The organism is Pseudomonas sp. PKS (genome assembly GCF_051913525.1).
In the GTDB taxonomy this organism is placed as follows: Bacteria; Pseudomonadota; Gammaproteobacteria; order Pseudomonadales; family Pseudomonadaceae; genus Aquipseudomonas; species Aquipseudomonas guariconensis_D.
Map to the genome: position 1 here is coordinate 57,188 of NZ_JBEGDO010000025.1, position 16,466 is coordinate 73,653.

Below are 16,466 nucleotides of genomic sequence, written 5' to 3' on the forward strand. Positions count from 1 at the left end.
ATGGCACTTTGATTTCAACCATTTGGATATTGGCTTAATAGCGTGGGGATCTAAGCTTGGCGATGAGCGCCAGCGCCTACACGTCGTCGGAACAATGTAGGCGCTGGCGAAGCCTGCGAGGGGGCGCTGATCAGCCCGCGACCAATACGCGGATCGCCTCCAGGCGCAGGGCGGCCTTTTCCAGCATGGCCAGGCCTTCTTCGCGCTGCTTGCGCAGGGCGTCGATTTCGCTGTCGCGTACGCTCGGGTTGACGGCCTTGAGCGCGGTCAGGCGGGCCAGTTCTTCGTCAGCTTCGGCGGCCAGGCGGCGCTGCGCCTCGGCCACGCGCTCGACATGGCTTGGCATGACCTTGGCTTCGCCGCTGGCGATGCGCTTGGCCAGTACATCCCGCTGGGCTTGGACGAACTTGTTGGCGCTGGCCTTGGGCACGCTTTCCAACTGGTCATTGAGGGTTTCGAAGGCCACACGTGGGCTCAGGTCGTTGCCGTTGGCATCGAGCAGGCAGCGCAGGGCCGCTGAAGGCAGGTAACGCCCCAGCTGCAGGCTGCGAGGGGCGACCACTTCACTGACATAGAGCAGCTCGAGCAGCACGGTGCCGGGCTTGAGCGCCTTGTTCTTGATCAGCGCCACCGCCGTGTTGCCCATGGAACCGGACAGCACCAGGTCCATACCGCCCTGGACCATCGGGTGTTCCCAGGTCAGGAACTGCATGTCCTCGCGCGAGAGCGCCTGGTTGCGGTCATAGGTGATGGTCACGCCTTCGTCGTCGCCCAGCGGGAAGCTGGCGTCGAGCATCTTCTCGCTCGGTTTGAGGATCAGCGCGTTTTCCGAGTGGTCTTCGCTGTCGATGCCAAAGGCGTCGAACAGGGTTTCCATATAAATAGGCAGGGCGAACTGGTCGTCTTGTTCGAGGATCGCCTCGACCAGTGCCTGACCTTCGCCCGCACCGCCGGAGTTGAGCTCCAGCAGTCGGTCGCGGCCGCTGTGCAGTTCGGCTTCCAGGCGCTCGCGCTCCGCACGGGCTTCATCCACCAGCGCCTCCCAGGCCTTGCTGTCACCCCCTTCGAGCAGCGGCAGCAGGCGCGGGCCGAACTGGTGCTGCAAGGCGTTGCCAGTCGGGCAGGTGGCCAGGAAGGCGTTCAGGCCCTGGTGGTACCACTGGAACAGGCGCTCCTGCGGGCTGTCCTGCAGGTAGGGGATGTGCAGCTCGATGGTGTGTTTCTGTCCGATACGGTCCAGGCGGCCGATGCGCTGCTCGAGTAGGTCCGGGTGGGCCGGCAGATCGAACATGACCAGGTGGTGGGCGAACTGGAAGTTGCGGCCTTCGCTGCCGATTTCCGAGCAGATCAGCACCTGGGCGCCAAACTCTTCGTCGGCGAAGTAGGCGGCAGCGCGGTCGCGCTCCAGGATACTCATACCCTCGTGGAACACCGTGGCCGGAATGCCAGAGCGCACGCGCAGGGCGTCCTCCAGGTCCATGGCTGTCTCGGCGTGGGCGCAGATCACCAACACCTTGGTGCGCTTGAGCATCTTCAGGGTGTCGATCAGCCAGTCGACCCGTGGGTCGAAGCGCCACCAGCGCTCGTCGTCGCTGGTCTCGCCCTGGGCCTGGAAGGCCACTTCCGGATAGAGCTCGGCACGTTCGCCGCTCGGCAGCTCGTGGTATTGCTCCGGGTTGGCCAACGGGTAGGGGTGCAACTGGCGCTCCGGGAAGCCCTGGATCGCCGCGCGGGTGTTACGGAACAGCACGCGGCCGGTGCCGTGGCGGTCGAGCAGCTCGCGGATCAGGCGTGCGCTGGCCTGGCTGTCGCCGTCGGTGACAGCGGCCAGCAGGGCTTCGCCCTCGGCACCGAGGAAACCTTCGATGGTGGCGTGGGCCTTGGGTGACAGACGGCCTTCGTCGAGCAGTTCCTGAACGGCTTCGGCAACCGGGCGATAGTGCTCGCTCTCGGCGCGGAAGGCGGCCAGGTCGTGGAAACGGTTGGGGTCGAGCAGGCGCAGGCGGGCGAAGTGGCTGTCCTGGCCTAGTTGCTCGGGAGTGGCGGTGAGCAGCAGCACACCCGGGATGACCTGGGCCAGTTGTTCGACCAAGGCGTACTCGGGGCTCGCCTGTTCTTCGTGCCAGACCAGGTGGTGGGCTTCGTCGACGACCATCAGGTCCCAACCAGCGGCGAACAGGGCGTCCTGGGCCTTTTCGTCTTCGACCAGCCACTCCAGTGCCACCAGGGCAAGCTGGGCGTCTTCGAACGGGTTGCTGGCGTCGCTTTCGATGAAGCGCTCAGCATCGAACAGCGCCACTTGCAGGTTGAAGCGTCGACGCATCTCCACCAGCCACTGATGCTGCAGGTTTTCCGGCACCAGGATCAGCACGCGGCTGGCGCGCCCGCAAAGCAGTTGGCGGTGGATCACCAGGCCTGCTTCGATGGTCTTGCCCAGGCCTACTTCGTCGGCCAGCAGGACCCGTGGTGCAATACGGTCAGCTACTTCGCGGGCGATGTGCAACTGGTGCGCGATCGGCTGGGCGCGGCAGCCGCCCAGACCCCACAGGGTCGAGAGCATCTGTTTGCTGGTGTGCTGCAAGGTGTTGTAGCGCAGGGAGAACCACGACAGTGGGTCGATCTGCCCGGCGAACAGACGGTCGCTGGCCAGACGGAACTGGATGAAGTTGGACAGCTGGGTCTCCGGCAGGACACGCGCCTGGTTCTGGCCGTCTAGGCCGTGGTAGACCAGCAGGCCATCGGCGTCCTCGACCTCGCGCACGGTCAGCTTCCAACCCTCGAAGTGAGTGATCTGGTCGCCAGGCGAGAAGCGCACGCGGGTCAGTGGCGCATTGCGCAGGGAATACTGGCGGGTGTCGCCAGTGGCCGGGTAGAGCACGGTCAGCAGGCGGCCATCCTGCGCCAGGATGGTCCCCAGGCCGAGCTCGGCTTCGCTGTCACTGATCCAGCGTTGCCCCGGTTGATACTGCTGCGCCATACTGCCTGAACTCCCGCGATGAAAAGCCGGCTATGTTAACGGATAGGGCCGGGTAGACCAAAGAGTCTAGCTGCTTCATCGACGAATACCGTTGCACAACGAGGGCCCACGCCACCATGCTTGCCAAGCACCGCTGGTTGAATGCCTCCCTGGCCCTGAGCAGTTTGCTGCTGGCTGCCTGTGGCCAGAAAGACTTCGAGACCTTGCCGCCTATTCCGGCCGAACAGTTGGAAGTGCTCGGCGTGCAGACCCCCATCAAGAGTGTGCATTTCCGTGACCGCGACGGCGAAGGCCTGCTGGTGCTCAGCCGGGCTGATGGCCAGGCCACCGACGCTGAAACCGAGCAGGAAGTCGACAAGGTGGTGCTCAAGGCCACTCTCTATGGGCGTAGCGCGGACGCGGATGCGTTCAAGTCACGCTGGCAGATCGAACAGGAGACCAGTTGCCCGGGATTGGACCTGGACGTGGACTTCTACACTGATGTCAGTGATGTCAGCGACCTGAACAAGGACGGCGTCGCCGAACTGACCGTGGCCAGCCATGCCTTCTGTGGTGGCGGTATCGCTCCCCATGACATCGCCATCGAGATGCGTGAAGGGCAGGCGGTCTACAGCATTACCGGCCAGTCACTGATCACCCCGGCCGGTGAGGAACCGGTCGGCGGTGAGCGCGAGGACAGCGCCTCGCTCAAGAACGCGCCGCAGGTGTTGCGCGACCACATGGATGCGGTGTGGCAGCAGGTCTACAAGCGGCCCTGGAGCGAAGCCAGTCCGCCGGCCGATGAGCCGACGGAGGATGACGTCGAGGTCGAGTGAGGGCCGTGTCCTATACTCTGGGCACCTGACCATGAAGGCGGCTGCGAGCGGTCGCTCAAGGCGACTGGGGGTTGGCCGATACAAGGGTAACAGGAGACGATTTCCATGCTGCCGCCCATCATTCCACTCAGCGCCGCACCGGTGACCTCGCAACAGGATCCGGTCAAACCCACCCCGAACATTCCGCCGGTGGTCCCCGCGCAGCCCAGTTCCAGCGACGGCACCATCGATCTGCGTCACCAGCGCGACCCACAGGAACAAGCCCTGTTGCTGCGCGAAGAACAACGCCGACAACAGCAGCGTCGGCAAAAAGGCCAGGATGAGCCGTTTAGCGCCGTGCCCGATGATGAGCTCAACGCCGACAACACCGTGCCGGTATCGCCGCTGGGCGAGCGGCCGCGTCAGGGGCTGTTGGTGGATATCGAAGTCTGAGCTGGTCAGCACCGGCGTCAGGCTTCATCATGCAAGCCTCTGCTGTCAGTCGAGCCTGCCATGAGCCAAGACAACCTGATCGATTTCGATGCCGAGCGCAGCAAGCGCATCCATGACCTCAAGGAAAAGCGCCTGAACGAAGTGCGCCAGGCCTTCGAACAGGCCATGCCGTTGGGCAAATCCAAGAAGAAGCCCAAGGGCAAGCCGAAAAAGCGCTGAAATTTGACGCATGTCAAATCTGTACACGCCTCGCGTGCCCGCCCCTGGGCACCATTGACGCCCGTCAATTTTTTCCGCTCCCGCATTCGTTACCTTGCACCCATCGGACAACGGCAAACGAACGGGAGGCCGACATGTTCTTCGACAACGTGGTTATCGCCGGTGTGGTAACGGTCGGGTTGATGTTGGTGTTCTTCGCCGGTCTGGGCATTTTCATCTGGAAGGACTCGAGCAAGCGCAAGTCGCGCTGATCCTTCCTGATTCACGAGCACGCAAGGCATTTAGGGCGACTTCGGTCGCCCATTTTTTTGCCTGTGTTTTCGGCTCCCAGCGTTAACCGCTGATGCGGATGGAGCGGGCGGGTATTGAAATGATGCTTAGCTAGCTAATTAAACGATTCCGCTTTATCCTTGCGCCGTTGTCTATCTTTTCATCCATTACCGTTGCGCAAGGCCCGATTCCGTGCCCATCACTTTCACGGCCCTTTTTGCTCCCACCCCCCTCGCTGTCAAGTTCGCCATCAAGACCTTGCTCGGCGGGGGCCTGGCGTTGTGGCTGGCCATGCGGTGGGGCCTGGAGCAGCCGTCCTGGGCGCTGATGACGGCGTTCATCGTGGCCCAGCCGCTGTCTGGCATGGTGGTGCAGAAGGGCCTGGCCCGGTTGGCCGGGACCTTGGTGGGCACGTTCATGTCGGTGGTATTCATGGGGCTGTTCGCCCAGACACCGTGGTTGTTCCTGCTCACCTTGGCGTTGTGGCTGGCGCTGTGTACGGCGGCGTCCACCCAGTTGCGCAGTGCCTGGGCCTACGCCTTCGTGCTGGCCGGCTATACCGTTGCGATCATCGCCTTGCCGGCGATCAACCATCCGCTGCAAGTGTTCGACCAGGCGGTGGCGCGGTGTACCGAGATCTGCCTGGGGATCGTCTGCGCCACTGCCACCAGCGCCTTGCTCTGGCCGCTGCGGGTCGAACAGCAGCTCGCTGGCCAGGCACGCCAGGCCTGGCAGAACGGCCTGCAGGCCTGCAGTGCCATGCTCGGTGGCGAAGACGAAGCGCGTAAGGGGCTGTTGGAAATTCTGGGGCGAATCGTTGCCATCGATGCCCAGCGCGAACACGCCTGGTTCGAAGGACACCGCGGCCGTCAGCGCGCCCGAGCCATCCGTGGATTGAGCCAGAAACTGATGATGCTGTTGCGTATTTCGCGTTCGGTGCGGCGCCAATGGAGCCAGCTTGACGAGACCGAGGCCGGTCGGCTGGCGCCGTGGCTGGAAGAGGTTCGCGCGCAGCTGGCGGCGCCTGAGCTGCCGAACCTGCTGCTGTTGCGCCAGCGCCTCTGGGATGCAGCCCATGACGAGCAGATCAGCTCTGCCGAGCATTATTGCTTGGCGCGCCTGACCCTGTTGCTGGACTTCGCCATGGCTGCGACCCAGGCTTTGCAAGACGTGGAGCAGGGCAGGGCGCCTAAAGAAGTGTCCCAGAGCCTGGCGGCCCACCGGGATTTGCCGTTGGCGCTGCTGTTTGGGTCGCGCAGCGCCTTGGCGTTCCTGGCCATGAGCAGTTTCTGGCTGGCCACTGCATGGCCGGCGGCGCCAGGCGGCTTGGTGCTCACCTGTGTGGTCTGCAGTTTGTTCGCCAGCCGTGAGAATGGTGCGCAGATTGGACTGAGCTTCTTACGCGGGATCCTCTTGGCGATCCCGGTGGCGTTTCTGGTGGGGCAGATCCTCCTGCCGCAGTGGAGCAGCTTTGCGATGCTATGCCTTGGGATGGGCGTGCCGCTGTTCTTCGGTGCCCTGGGCATGGCCCACCCGCGCACGGGCGCTACGGCAACCTCTTATTGCCTGCATTTCATCGTGCTGGTGGCACCACTGAACACCATGCATTTCGATGTGGCTGCCATGCTCAACAGCGCCCAGGCCATGTTGATCGGTGTGGGGGCCGCGGTCTTGGCGTTTCGGCTGCTGGTGCTGCGTCATCCGGCCTGGCTCGGTCGGCGGCTGCGCAAGGCGACCCAGGGCGATCTGGTGCGTCTGACCCGCCGTGATCTGCGGGGAGCCGATAGTTGGTTCGGCGGGCGCATGGCCGACCGCCTGATGCAACTGGCGCGACACGCCAGCGAGCTGCCGGAGGCTGAGCGCAAGCGTTGGGACGATGGATTGCACGGCCTGGATATCGGCGATGAGCTGGTGCACCTACGTATGTGCCTTGCCGTCGCCCAGGCGCCGCTGGCAGCAGCCGAGCGTCATTACTTGCAACAGTTGGAGACCGTGCTCGCCAGTGGCCCGGCGCCGGGCCGTGGTCAGCGCCTGGACGCGGCCAGCGAGCAATTCATCGAGGCCCTGCGTCGCCAGCCGCCAAGCGACCCGCTGCACCTGGCTATTGGCGCGGTGCTGCAACTGCAAAGGAGCTGGGGCAAGTGGTGCCGCCGGCAGGAGGAAATCCATGGGCTTGCGTGAGTGGGCGCTGGGCGGCGTGTTGCTCAGTCCGTTTCTGGTCTATGTGCTGATGGCCCTGGCGCTTACCGGATTGCTGCGTCTGGTGGTGCAGGCCACGCCTTTGGGGCGCTGGATCTGGCATGAAGCATTGTTCGATGCCGCATTGTTCGTTTGTGTTCTGTCCCTGGTGGTGCACCTGCTGGGACCCTTGTAAGGAGTGAAGTCCATGCGTACAGCCGTACGTACCCTGGTCACCCTGTGTGTGGTGGCGCTGGCGGTTTTCGCCGGTTACCAGCTCTGGCAGTACTACATGCTCACCCCCTGGACGCGGGACGCTCGGGTCCGCGCGGACGTGGTGGTCATTGCCCCGGACGTCTCTGGCTGGGTGCGCGAGCTGAAGGTCCATGACAACCAGCAGGTCAAGGCCGGCGATATGCTCATGAGCATCGACCGCGAACGCTTCCAGGCCGCCTACGACCAAGCCAGCGCTGTGGCCGAAACCCGTGCCCAGCAATTGCGCCTGCGTGAACGCGAAGCGGCACGGCGCACCGCACTCGGCCCAGAGGCCATCAGCGCCGAGCTGCGCGAGAACGCGCAGATCAACGCGGCCATTGCCCGTGGTGAACTTCATGAAGCCCAGGCACAGCTGCAGGTGGCCAAGATAAACCTGGACCGCAGCGAAGTGCGTGCGCCGCGCAGCGGGCACATCACCAACCTGCGTCTGGCCCAGGGCAACTACGTCAACACCGGGCAGTCGGTGATGGCCTTGGTGGACGACTCGACCTTTTATATCCAGGCCTATTTCGAGGAGACCAAGCTGCCACGCATTCGCGTAGGCGACCCGGTCAAGGTCTGGCTGATGGGCGCAGGTGAGTCGATCGATGGGCACGTAGAAAGCATCAGCCGCGGCATCACCGACAGCAACAGCAACCCCGACAGCCAGTTGCTGCCGGAGGTCGAGCCGACCTTCAACTGGGTGCGCCTGGCCCAACGGATCCCGGTGCGCATTCGTCTGGACCAGATTCCTCAGGGCATGAACCTGAGCGCGGGCATGACGGCCAGCGTGCAGGTTCATGAGGAACAGGCTCAGCGCTGAGCGCCCGGCTCAAAGGAACATGCCGCCGGATACTTCCAGCCGTTGGCCGGTGATCCAGCCGTTGCCGTCTTCGAGCAGCAGGGCGATTGCCGCGCCGATGTCATCGGGCAGACCGACCCGGCCCAGAGCTGTGTTACTGGCAATGAAGTCGTTGACCTGCTGGTTGTCGCGAACCACGCCACCGCCGAAGTCTGTCTCGATCGCCCCGGGGGCCAGGATGTTCACACGGATGCCCCGGGCTCCTAACTCCTTAGCCTGATAGCGGGTCAGCACCTCCATCGCACCTTTCATGGCTGCGTAGGCGGCATAGCCAGGCAGGGCGAAGCGGGTCAGGCCGGTGGAGATATTGACGATGCGTCCGCCATCAACCATCAGCGGCAGCAGGCGCTGGGTCAGGAAGAACGGCCCTTTGAGCTGGATGTTGAGCAACTGGTCGAACTGGGCCTCGCGGGTCTCGGTGAACGGCACGTTCAGGCCGATGCCGGCATTGTTCACCAGAAAGTCGAAACGCTCCCGGCCAAAGTGCTGTTGCAGGGTCTGGCCCACACGCTCGGCGAAGGTCGCGAAACTGGCGCTGTCGCTCACATCCAAGTGCAGCATGGCGGCTTTCACACCGGCCTGCTCCAGGCGGCGTGCGAGCGCTTGGGCTTCGTCGGCCTTGCTGTGGAAGGTGCCGATGATGTCGATGCCTCGCGCGGCCAAGTGCTCGGCGGCGTTCTTGCCCAGGCCTCGGCTGGCGCCGGTGATCAAAGCAAGTTTGCGGGTCATGTCGGTTACCTTGTTGATGGCTGTGGGCAACAGACTATTGGCCTGTGCAGAGGTGATAAATCCGGCATTTACGGAAATACTGTTCGAATGTTTTGGACAATGAGCGACGTTTTCCATGAACAAGCTGGAGCTGCTGCGCACGTTCGTCAGGGTCAGTGAACTGTCCAGTTTCACCCTGGCCGGCGACAGCCTGGGGTTGCCGCGATCAACGGTGTCCGAGCAGATTCGGGCGCTAGAGCATCTGCTGGGGACTCGGCTATTCAACCGCACCACCCGACGTGTGCAGGCCACCCAGGACGGCATGCTGCTGTATGAACGCAGCAAGAATCTGCTATCGGGCATGGAAGAAATCGAGGGGCTGTTTCGCGCTGACAATGTTGACCTGACAGGGCGTTTGCGCATCGATTTGCCGACCATGATGGCCAGGCAAGTGATCATTCCGGCACTGCCTGGGTTCCTGGATCGCTACCCGCGTCTGGAGGTGGAGATCAGCTGCACCGACCGGCGGGTTGATCTACTGCGCGAAGGCTTCGACTGTGTGCTGCGAATTGGCGTGCTGAACGACCTGGACGTGGTGGCGCGGCCGGTCGGCCAGCTGAGCATGCGCAACTGCGCAAGTCCAGGGTACCTGGCGCGTTACGGCGAGCCGCGCAGCCTGGAGGATCTGGCCGAACACCGTCTGGTTCATTACGTCGGCACCCTGGGCGCGCGCAGCCCAGGGTTCGAATACGAGCGCAACGGACAAGTGCATGTCCAGGCAATGGCGGGGGCCGTGACGGTGAACAACGCCGAGGCCTACTCGGCGGCTTGCCTGGCAGGCCTGGGGCTGATCCAAGTGCCCGCTGTGGGCGTCGTGGATCATCTGCGCAGTGGCGCATTGGTCTGTGTGCTGGAAGGGTTTCAGGCCCAAGCCATGCCAGTGTCGTTGCTGTACGCCCGGCAGCGCCATGTACCGCGCCGGGTCCAGGTGTTCATGAACTGGCTGGCTCAGGTGCTGGCGTCCCAGGTCGATCCACAGGCAGACGGAAGCTGAACAGCGTCCCCGTCTGAGGGTTGGACACAACGTCCATTCGCCCGCCGTGGGCCAGGGCAATCTGGTTGGCAATGTACAGCCCAAGGCCCAGCCCTTGCTGCGGTCTGTTGGAGATCGGTCGGGAAAACGGCTGGAACAATTGCGCCAGGGTATGCGCCGGGATCGGCTCGCCCAAGTTGTGCACGCTGAGCACGAAAGTGCCGTCACGTACGGCGGCGGTGATGGTCACCGGCCCGTCGGGGGCACCATGGGTCAGGGCATTGGCAACCAGGTTGGAAAGCAACTGCATTACCCGTTCCCGGTCGCAGTACAGGCCGCCCAGATCGCCGATGTTCAGCACCATCTGGCGCTGCGGGTGCACGCGCTGCAGTTCCGAGGCGACGTGGCTGAGGGCGTCATGCAGATCGTGGCAGGGCTGCACGTTGAGCGTGATGCCGGCACCGAGGCGACCGCGGGCGAAGTCCAGCACGTCACGCACCAACTGGGAGGCACGTCTGCCGGAGGTGAGGATGTGCCGGGCGATGACACGGTTACGCTCGTCCTGAAGGCGCTGGACGAGCAGTTCGGCACCGGCGGTGATGGCGAACAGTGGGTTGCGCAGATCATGACCGAGGACGGCGATGAACTGTTCGCGCACTTCGGCCATGGCGCGTTCCTTTTGAAGGGCGCGTTCAGTGCGCTGGGCGCTTTGTTCGCTTTCTATCTGGATCGCCAGCAGGCGGGCAAAGGACTCCATCATGGGTTGGATTGCGCTGCCTTTGAGCGGCGCGGGCTGTGAGTCGAAGGCGATGATGGTGCCGAAGAAGCTGCCATCGGTGCGCAGCACCGGCACCGAGATGTAGCTTTCGAAGCGGTAGATCCGCGGTGCGTGATGCTGGCTGTACTGCTCGTCCAGGCTGGCCTGGTCGATCACGATGGTCTGCTGGCTGCTGCGGGTTTCCTGGCACAGGGTGGTGGTCACGTCCAGTTCATCACCGGGCCGCAGGCCTATGCCCAGGTTGTCCAGCACGGCGCAGGCGACCCAATTGTTCTCGGTGACCCGCGCTACGGCGGCAAAACGCAGGCCGGTGGTCTCGCAGATCACTTGCAGGATGGCCGGAACGGCGTTGATGCGGCCAATGATGGCGATGTCGGCACTGAGGTCGATGGCCATGACGGTCCGATGTCCGTGGCGGTAGGAAGACCAGTCTAGCGGGCCGATCGTCGGCACATGGAAAAACTTGGCGAACGGTCTGCCACTTGCGCTAGGCTGGCCCTGCGCGTCGCCCGAGAAGAGGCGACCGCTCCCGCCCGGCGTGCGTCCTTTCGACATCAATTGCGAGGTACGTATGACCATCACATCCCTGGATATCTGCAATGCCGCCGACCAGCTCACCGGCTTCGTCGGGTTCCATGGCAAGCGTGGCACCCATATCGTGCGCTTTAGCGAAGACGCCTTCGGCATGGATGTGGCCGATGACAGCATCACACCCTGCAGCGAATTCGTCTGGCGCCCCCTGCAGGGCGCCCGCATGGCCCTGTGCCGTGAGCGTCTGGCACTGTTGTTGGCCCAGCATGTGGATGATCGGCTTAACATCGGCGAGCCGCTGCGCCTCTACCTGCGTCGCGGGGATCTTCCGGAAATCATCGCCGAACGCCGGTTGCGTTGAATGCAAGGCTCAGAGCGCGCCACGCTGGTCGCCGCGCGCCTTGAGCAAACCCTCGAAATGCTGGCGATCCAGCGGCCGGCTCAGGTAATAGCCCTGGACTTCGTCACAGCGGTCCTTGGCCAGCAGCTTGAGCTGTTGCTCGGTTTCCACTCCTTCGGCGGTCACATCCAGGCCCATGGCCCGGCCCAGGTTGATGATCGCCTGGACCACGGCGCGGTCGCTGCCGCTCGGGTTGCCTAGGCCTGCGATGAAACGCTTGTCGATCTTGATGCTGTCGAACGGGTAGGTCCGCAAGTAGCCCAAGGAGGAATAGCCTGTGCCGAAATCGTCCATGTTCAGGCGTACGCCGAGTTCCTTGAGGGCGAGCATGGTGCCCAGGGCGCCCTCGATGTCGTTGAGCATGACGTTTTCGGTGATTTCCAGCTCCAGGCGCTGGGCCGGAAAACCCGTCTGCAACAGGATTTCGCGCACATCCGCCACCACGTTACTGCGGGAAAACTGCGCCGGCGAAAGGTTGACCGACACCAGCAGGTCCTGGGGCCAGTCCCGGGCGCTTTGGCAGGCCTCGCGCAGTACCCATCGGCCGAGGGCGACAATGAGGTCGCTTTGTTCTGCCAAGGGGATGAAGGTATCCGGGCCGAGCAGTCCTTCCTGGGGATGCTGCCAGCGCAGGAGGGCTTCGACCGAAACGATCTGAAGATCCCGCAGGCGATACCGGGGTTGGTAGTGGAGCACGAATTCTTCGTGCTTCAGGGCGCGGCGAAGGTCGTTCTCCAATTGCCGGCGATACTGGATTTGCTGATTCATCTGTGCATCGAAGTAACGCCAGGTGTGCTTGCCTTCGACTTTGGCCTGGTACAGGGCGATGTCGGCGCAGCGTATCAGCTCCCCGGCATCGTAGCCCTGGGCGCGGCTCTGGGCGATGCCAAGGCTGGCGTCGATGTGCAGTGGTTGGTCTTCGAAGAGGATGGGCTGCTGCAGCAGGTCGATCAGTCGGGCACAGAAGCGATCGACTTCGCTGTGGTTGTCCAGGCCACTGAGTACCAACACGAACTCATCCCCGCCCAGGCGCGCTACCAGGTCACCCTCGCGGGTGGTATCGCGCAGGCGCGTGGCGACTTCCTGCAGCACGGCATCGCCAGCGGCGTGGCCAAGGGCGTCGTTGATCGGCTTGAAGTTGTCCAGGTCCAGCAACAGCAAGGTCAGGGGCGGCGCGTCGCTGCCACGCAGTAGCGCTTGTTCCAGGTGGCGGGCGAGCTTGTTGCGATTGGCAAGGCCGGTGAGGGCATCGTGCATCGAAAGGTGCTGGATACGTGCATGGGCGTCCACTTCGTCGGTGATGTCGCTGGCGGTACCGCGAAAACCGCTGTGCTTGCCCTCTAACAGGATCGGCCGAGCCGAGATCCGGCAATAGCGGTTCTGGCCGTTGTGGTCCCGGTAGACGCAACGCAGGTTGGCCAACTGCTGTGGGTCGGCCTGCGCCTGGCTGTCTAGCCAGGAGGAGAGGGGGGTGGTGTCGCAAGCCAGCAGTTGGTTCAGCGGCTGGCCAAGCCAATCTTCGACGTGGTAGCCGGTGACCCGCACGAAGCGTTGGGAAAGGTAGGTCAGGCGCTGTTGGCGATCGGTTTCCCAGATCCAGTCGGACGCCGCTTCGGCGACGGCGCGAAACCGCTGCTCGCTGGCCTCCAAGGCCTGGTTGCTCTGCTGCAGGCGTCGCAGGCTGAGCTCGACGGCACGCGAGCCCTGCAACACCTGGCGAAACAGGTAGAGCATCACCAGGCCTAGTACCAGCAATGCCCCCGACAGAGTCGGAAGCACCGCCCAGAGCAATTGCCTGCCAGGTTGCGGGCTGTTCCAGGCCAGGCTATAGCCGGTGTCGCCCAGAGGGATGCGAGGTTGGCCCCGGGCATCGATCGCGTTCTTTTCCAGGCGTAGGTCGGTCAGGCCAGCGCCTTTACCGAGCTGGGACAGCTTCGGCTCGGTCAGCTCATCGACGAACAGCATCACTGGTGCGTCGGCCACCTCGCTTGGCTCGACGTCTTTGTCCGGGCGTACGGCGGCGGCGCTGAGCACGGCCGGTGAGCCGTTGAGCAACACGAACTGGGTCACCTGCTCCCGAGCAGGGGCCACCGTGCGGGCATCGGTGATGATCGTCGCCAAGGGCCCATCGATGAGGGCGCTGGCCGGCGAGTCGGTCGGCTTTCCTTTGAGCAGGGCATAGGTGGTGCGCTGGTCTTCCACCACGAAGACACCTTCGTAGCCGCTGGCGGTGTACAGCGAATCGCCAACGTTCTTCTCCTCGTAGGCCCATTGCCAATCGACCTGGCCGGCCAGATGTTGATAGGCGGCATCCCATACGGCATAGCTGGACAGGAACTGACGCGATGCCTGCAGTCTTTGTTCCAAGGCCTGGGTAGCCTGGAACGTGCTGCGTTCCTGCTCTTGGTGATCGAGAATCCGGGCAATGTTGAACAGCACGCCCAGAGTGACCAGAGCGGCGAGTATAAACAGCAGGGAAAAACCAATGATCAGGCGGCGGACCTGCAAACGCGGGGCAGGGCTGCTGGGCGAAGAGTCGACATGCCTGTCCATGCGCGAGAGCTCCTTGATGAACTGCATCCCTGGTGCGCGGCGGCCTGGGGCAGGTTCAGTCAGGATAGGCCAGCTTGAGTGCGGCAGCTCCGTCCTGGGCGAAATTCACTTGGTCACGACCTTGGCGCTTGGCGGCGTAGAGGGCCTTGTCTGCTGCTTCCAACCACTGTTCGGGAGACTTGAGGTCGGCTGTATAGGGCGCCAGACCAATGCTTAGGGTGATGTGCAGTGCTGGCAAATGTGGATTGCGGTAGGCGCCGACGCATTCACGCAGGCGTTCCATGGCGTGGCAGGCCTGGGGCTGGTCCGTGTCGGGCAGGATCACGCAGAACTCATCGCCCCCGTAGCGTCCCGCTTGGTCGTGCTCGCGCAAGGTACGCTTGAGCTCTTGGCTAAGCTGGCGCAGAACGCAGTCACCCACCACGTGGCCGAAAGTGTCGTTGATGGTCTTGAAGTGATCGATATCGATCAGGGCGACCACAGCGCTGAGCTCACGTTGGCGGCAAGCCTGGAACCTGAGCTGCAACAGATCCTTCCAGGAGCCATGGTTGAGCAGGCTGGTCAAGCTGTCGGTGCGGCTCAGGTCGCTGAGTCGACGCTTGTGTTCGGCCAGCTTGATCGCCAGTCGATAGCACACCCAGCCCAAGGCCAGGGGATAGAGTGTCAGCATCGGCAGGCAGGCGTAGACCTGAAGTGGTGTGGCAAGCAGTTGCAGCCCAGGGCCGAGCACCAGCACGGCCAGTAGCATTCCCGCCAGTTGCGCCAGCATCCCCCGCCAGACCAGGCGTTTGCCGCCGGCAGCGACGTTGTTCATCGTCATCATCGACAAGATGGTCACGCTGGGCAGCGGGTTGAAGTGAAAGGCTGCCGTCCAGAAACCACCCATTAGCGAATCCAGCAGGAGGTTGCGCTGTTCGGCCCTGTAAGGCGTGACGCTGCGCCGGGCCCATAGATAAGCCAGGTGTGGCCAGGCCAGTCCGTTGAACAGCAGCAATGCCCAAAGCCAGGTCGCGGGTTGCAATGGGGCAAGGGCAGCCATGACACTGAACATGCCAATGCCCAACCCGATGATGCGCGGTAGGTAGATACGCCTGACGAATGAGAGTCCTTTCCCGCTATTGTTGTCGTTCATGGCATTTGTTCTGGTGTGGAGTACCGTTTTATCGCATAAGCGGCGTGAGTATTGTTCAACAATAATCCATCGATGAAAAATGACCTTACAGGCCATTTCACGGTTGAGCCAATCACTGTGGGGTAACATGAACGCCTTGCTCTTGGTCGGAGTGCTACTGCTCATGTTGCCCCTTGACTCTATCGCTGGTGGGTCGGCTCCACATCGGGATGGGCGTTTTCATAACCAGGCCATCCTGCCCCAGAATGGCGCTCTGAAAAAACTGCGTATTGGCTTGAAGTATCTGTTCTTGCGCAAGCCTCCGGGAACACGCCCGCAGGCGCCCATCAGCCTACAGCCGATGACCCGTCAACAGGTGCTCGATGCGCCGGACCATAGCCTCTGGCGCCTGGGGCATTCGACGGTACTGCTTAAGTTGCGCGGACGCTTCTTTATTACTGACCCGGTGTTCGCCGAGCGTGCCTCGCCCGTGCAATGGGCTGGGCCATTGCGTTTCCATGCTCCGCCCCTGAGCCTGGAGGAACTGCCGCCGTTGAGTGCAGTGATTCTTTCCCATGACCACTTCGATCACCTTGATGAACAGACGATTCGCCAACTGGCGCCACGTACCGGGTTGTTTCTGGCACCGCTTGGCGTGGGGGATCTGTTAATCAGTTGGGGGGTGCCTGTAGCCAAGGTACGCCAGCTGGATTGGTGGCAGGAAACCGAGATCGAGGGCGTTCGCTTGGTGGCAACCCCGGCGCAGCACTTTTCAGGACGTGGTCTGTTCGACAGCAATCGCAGGTTGTGGGCGTCCTGGGTGGTAATGGATCAAGAGTTGCGTCTGTACTTCAGTGGAGATACCGGCTATTTCGATGGCTTCCGTCAGATTGGCGAGCGCTATGGGCCGTTCGACCTGACCTTGATTGAAACCGGTGCCTACAACTTGGCCTGGCCCAACGTGCACATGCAGCCCGAGCAGAGCTTGCAGGCCCACCTAGACCTGCGCGGGCGCTGGTTGCTACCAATTCATAATGGCACCTTTGACTTGTCCATCCATGGATGGCAGGAGCCATTCGAGCGCATTGTTGCGCTGGCCTCGCAAGCGCAGGTGCGTTTGTCCACGCCTCAAATGGGTGAGCGGGTCAGCCTGGATTCCCCGCACGAGGGACAAAATTGGTGGCAGCCGCGACCGGTTCGTGAGCGGGGCAGGATGATCGAACGAGACGTCGTGACACGCTAAGGATATTGTTTTGAAGTTTTTTTGAAATAAGGGTTGACGGGGTTTTGAATCCCCTTATAATGCGCCCCACTTCCGACGCAGTCGAAACGCAAAACTCCTTG

At 62.8% G+C, this 16,466-nt stretch carries 15 protein-coding genes; 10 read left to right on the forward strand and 5 right to left on the reverse strand.

Going from position 1 to position 16,466, the window contains the following annotated elements; translation table 11 throughout:
- Positions 1-130: 130 nt before the first annotated feature.
- A complete protein-coding gene (gene rapA, locus ABOA88_RS20610) occupies positions 131-2,977 on the reverse strand; it encodes an RNA polymerase-associated protein RapA (protein WP_196170087.1) in 2,847 nt (948 codons plus the stop codon).
- Positions 2,978-3,093: 116 nt separating this feature from the next.
- On the opposite strand from rapA, the gene ABOA88_RS20615 reads away from it, so the two are divergent.
- The 7 genes from ABOA88_RS20615 (at position 3,094) to ABOA88_RS20645 (ending at position 7,969) form a co-directional block, all read left to right on the forward strand.
- Complete coding sequence (locus tag ABOA88_RS20615; RefSeq protein ID WP_196170088.1) at positions 3,094-3,792, forward strand: M949_RS01915 family surface polysaccharide biosynthesis protein; 699 nt, start codon at positions 3,094-3,096, stop codon at positions 3,790-3,792.
- Between the two features lie 105 nt (positions 3,793-3,897).
- Positions 3,898-4,224, forward strand: coding sequence for an aspartate-semialdehyde dehydrogenase (locus ABOA88_RS20620; RefSeq protein WP_196170089.1), 327 nt, complete (start codon positions 3,898-3,900; stop codon positions 4,222-4,224).
- Between the two features lie 60 nt (positions 4,225-4,284).
- Positions 4,285-4,443: a hypothetical protein gene (locus ABOA88_RS20625; RefSeq protein WP_090345081.1), complete on the forward strand. Its 159-nt coding sequence runs from the start codon at positions 4,285-4,287 to the stop codon at positions 4,441-4,443.
- A 134-nt stretch (positions 4,444-4,577) separates the two neighbouring features.
- The gene (ccoM, locus tag ABOA88_RS20630; RefSeq protein WP_043215106.1) at positions 4,578-4,694 is read left to right on the forward strand and encodes a cytochrome c oxidase subunit CcoM; all 117 of its coding nucleotides are present in this window, start codon (positions 4,578-4,580) and stop codon (positions 4,692-4,694) included.
- Positions 4,695-4,905: 211 nt separating this feature from the next.
- Positions 4,906-6,894 (forward strand): FUSC family protein, encoded by a 1,989-nt coding sequence (locus ABOA88_RS20635; RefSeq protein ID WP_196170090.1) that lies wholly within the window; start codon positions 4,906-4,908, stop codon positions 6,892-6,894.
- Entirely contained in the window at positions 6,881-7,087 is a 207-nt protein-coding gene (locus tag ABOA88_RS20640) for a DUF1656 domain-containing protein (RefSeq protein WP_043215762.1), read from the forward strand. The genes ABOA88_RS20635 and ABOA88_RS20640 overlap by 14 nt, the downstream gene beginning before the upstream one ends.
- A gap of 12 nt (positions 7,088-7,099) precedes the next feature.
- Entirely contained in the window at positions 7,100-7,969 is an 870-nt protein-coding gene (locus ABOA88_RS20645; RefSeq protein ID WP_196170092.1) for an efflux RND transporter periplasmic adaptor subunit, read from the forward strand.
- Between the two features lie 9 nt (positions 7,970-7,978).
- Here ABOA88_RS20645 and ABOA88_RS20650 read toward each other — a convergent pair whose 3' ends face one another.
- Positions 7,979-8,737 carry an SDR family NAD(P)-dependent oxidoreductase gene (locus tag ABOA88_RS20650; protein ID WP_367852057.1) on the reverse strand — a complete coding sequence of 253 codons (759 nt, stop codon included), beginning with the start codon at positions 8,735-8,737 and terminating at the stop codon, positions 7,979-7,981.
- Positions 8,738-8,852: 115 nt separating this feature from the next.
- Between ABOA88_RS20650 and ABOA88_RS20655 the strand changes: the two genes are divergently transcribed.
- On the forward strand, positions 8,853-9,770 hold the full coding sequence (locus ABOA88_RS20655; RefSeq protein ID WP_196170094.1) for a LysR family transcriptional regulator: 918 nt from the start codon (positions 8,853-8,855) through the stop codon (positions 9,768-9,770).
- Here the strand turns inward: ABOA88_RS20655 and ABOA88_RS20660 are convergent.
- Complete coding sequence (locus ABOA88_RS20660; protein WP_196170095.1) at positions 9,709-10,923, reverse strand: GAF domain-containing sensor histidine kinase; 1,215 nt, start codon at positions 10,921-10,923, stop codon at positions 9,709-9,711. The genes ABOA88_RS20655 and ABOA88_RS20660 overlap by 62 nt on opposite strands.
- Positions 10,924-11,098: 175 nt before the next feature.
- Between ABOA88_RS20660 and ABOA88_RS20665 the strand changes: the two genes are divergently transcribed.
- Positions 11,099-11,419: a DUF2025 family protein gene (locus ABOA88_RS20665; RefSeq protein ID WP_196170096.1), complete on the forward strand. Its 321-nt coding sequence runs from the start codon at positions 11,099-11,101 to the stop codon at positions 11,417-11,419.
- A 9-nt stretch (positions 11,420-11,428) separates the two neighbouring features.
- Here ABOA88_RS20665 and ABOA88_RS20670 read toward each other — a convergent pair whose 3' ends face one another.
- Together ABOA88_RS20670 and ABOA88_RS20675 are read right to left on the reverse strand one after the other, a co-directional pair.
- A complete protein-coding gene (locus tag ABOA88_RS20670; RefSeq protein WP_367852056.1) occupies positions 11,429-14,011 on the reverse strand; it encodes a bifunctional diguanylate cyclase/phosphodiesterase in 2,583 nt (860 codons plus the stop codon).
- A gap of 55 nt (positions 14,012-14,066) precedes the next feature.
- Positions 14,067-15,143 (reverse strand): diguanylate cyclase, encoded by a 1,077-nt coding sequence (locus ABOA88_RS20675; protein ID WP_196170098.1) that lies wholly within the window; start codon positions 15,141-15,143, stop codon positions 14,067-14,069.
- Positions 15,144-15,270: 127 nt separating this feature from the next.
- On the opposite strand from ABOA88_RS20675, the gene ABOA88_RS20680 reads away from it, so the two are divergent.
- Positions 15,271-16,365: an MBL fold metallo-hydrolase gene (locus ABOA88_RS20680; RefSeq protein ID WP_367852055.1), complete on the forward strand. Its 1,095-nt coding sequence runs from the start codon at positions 15,271-15,273 to the stop codon at positions 16,363-16,365.
- Positions 16,366-16,466: the final 101 nt, after the last annotated feature.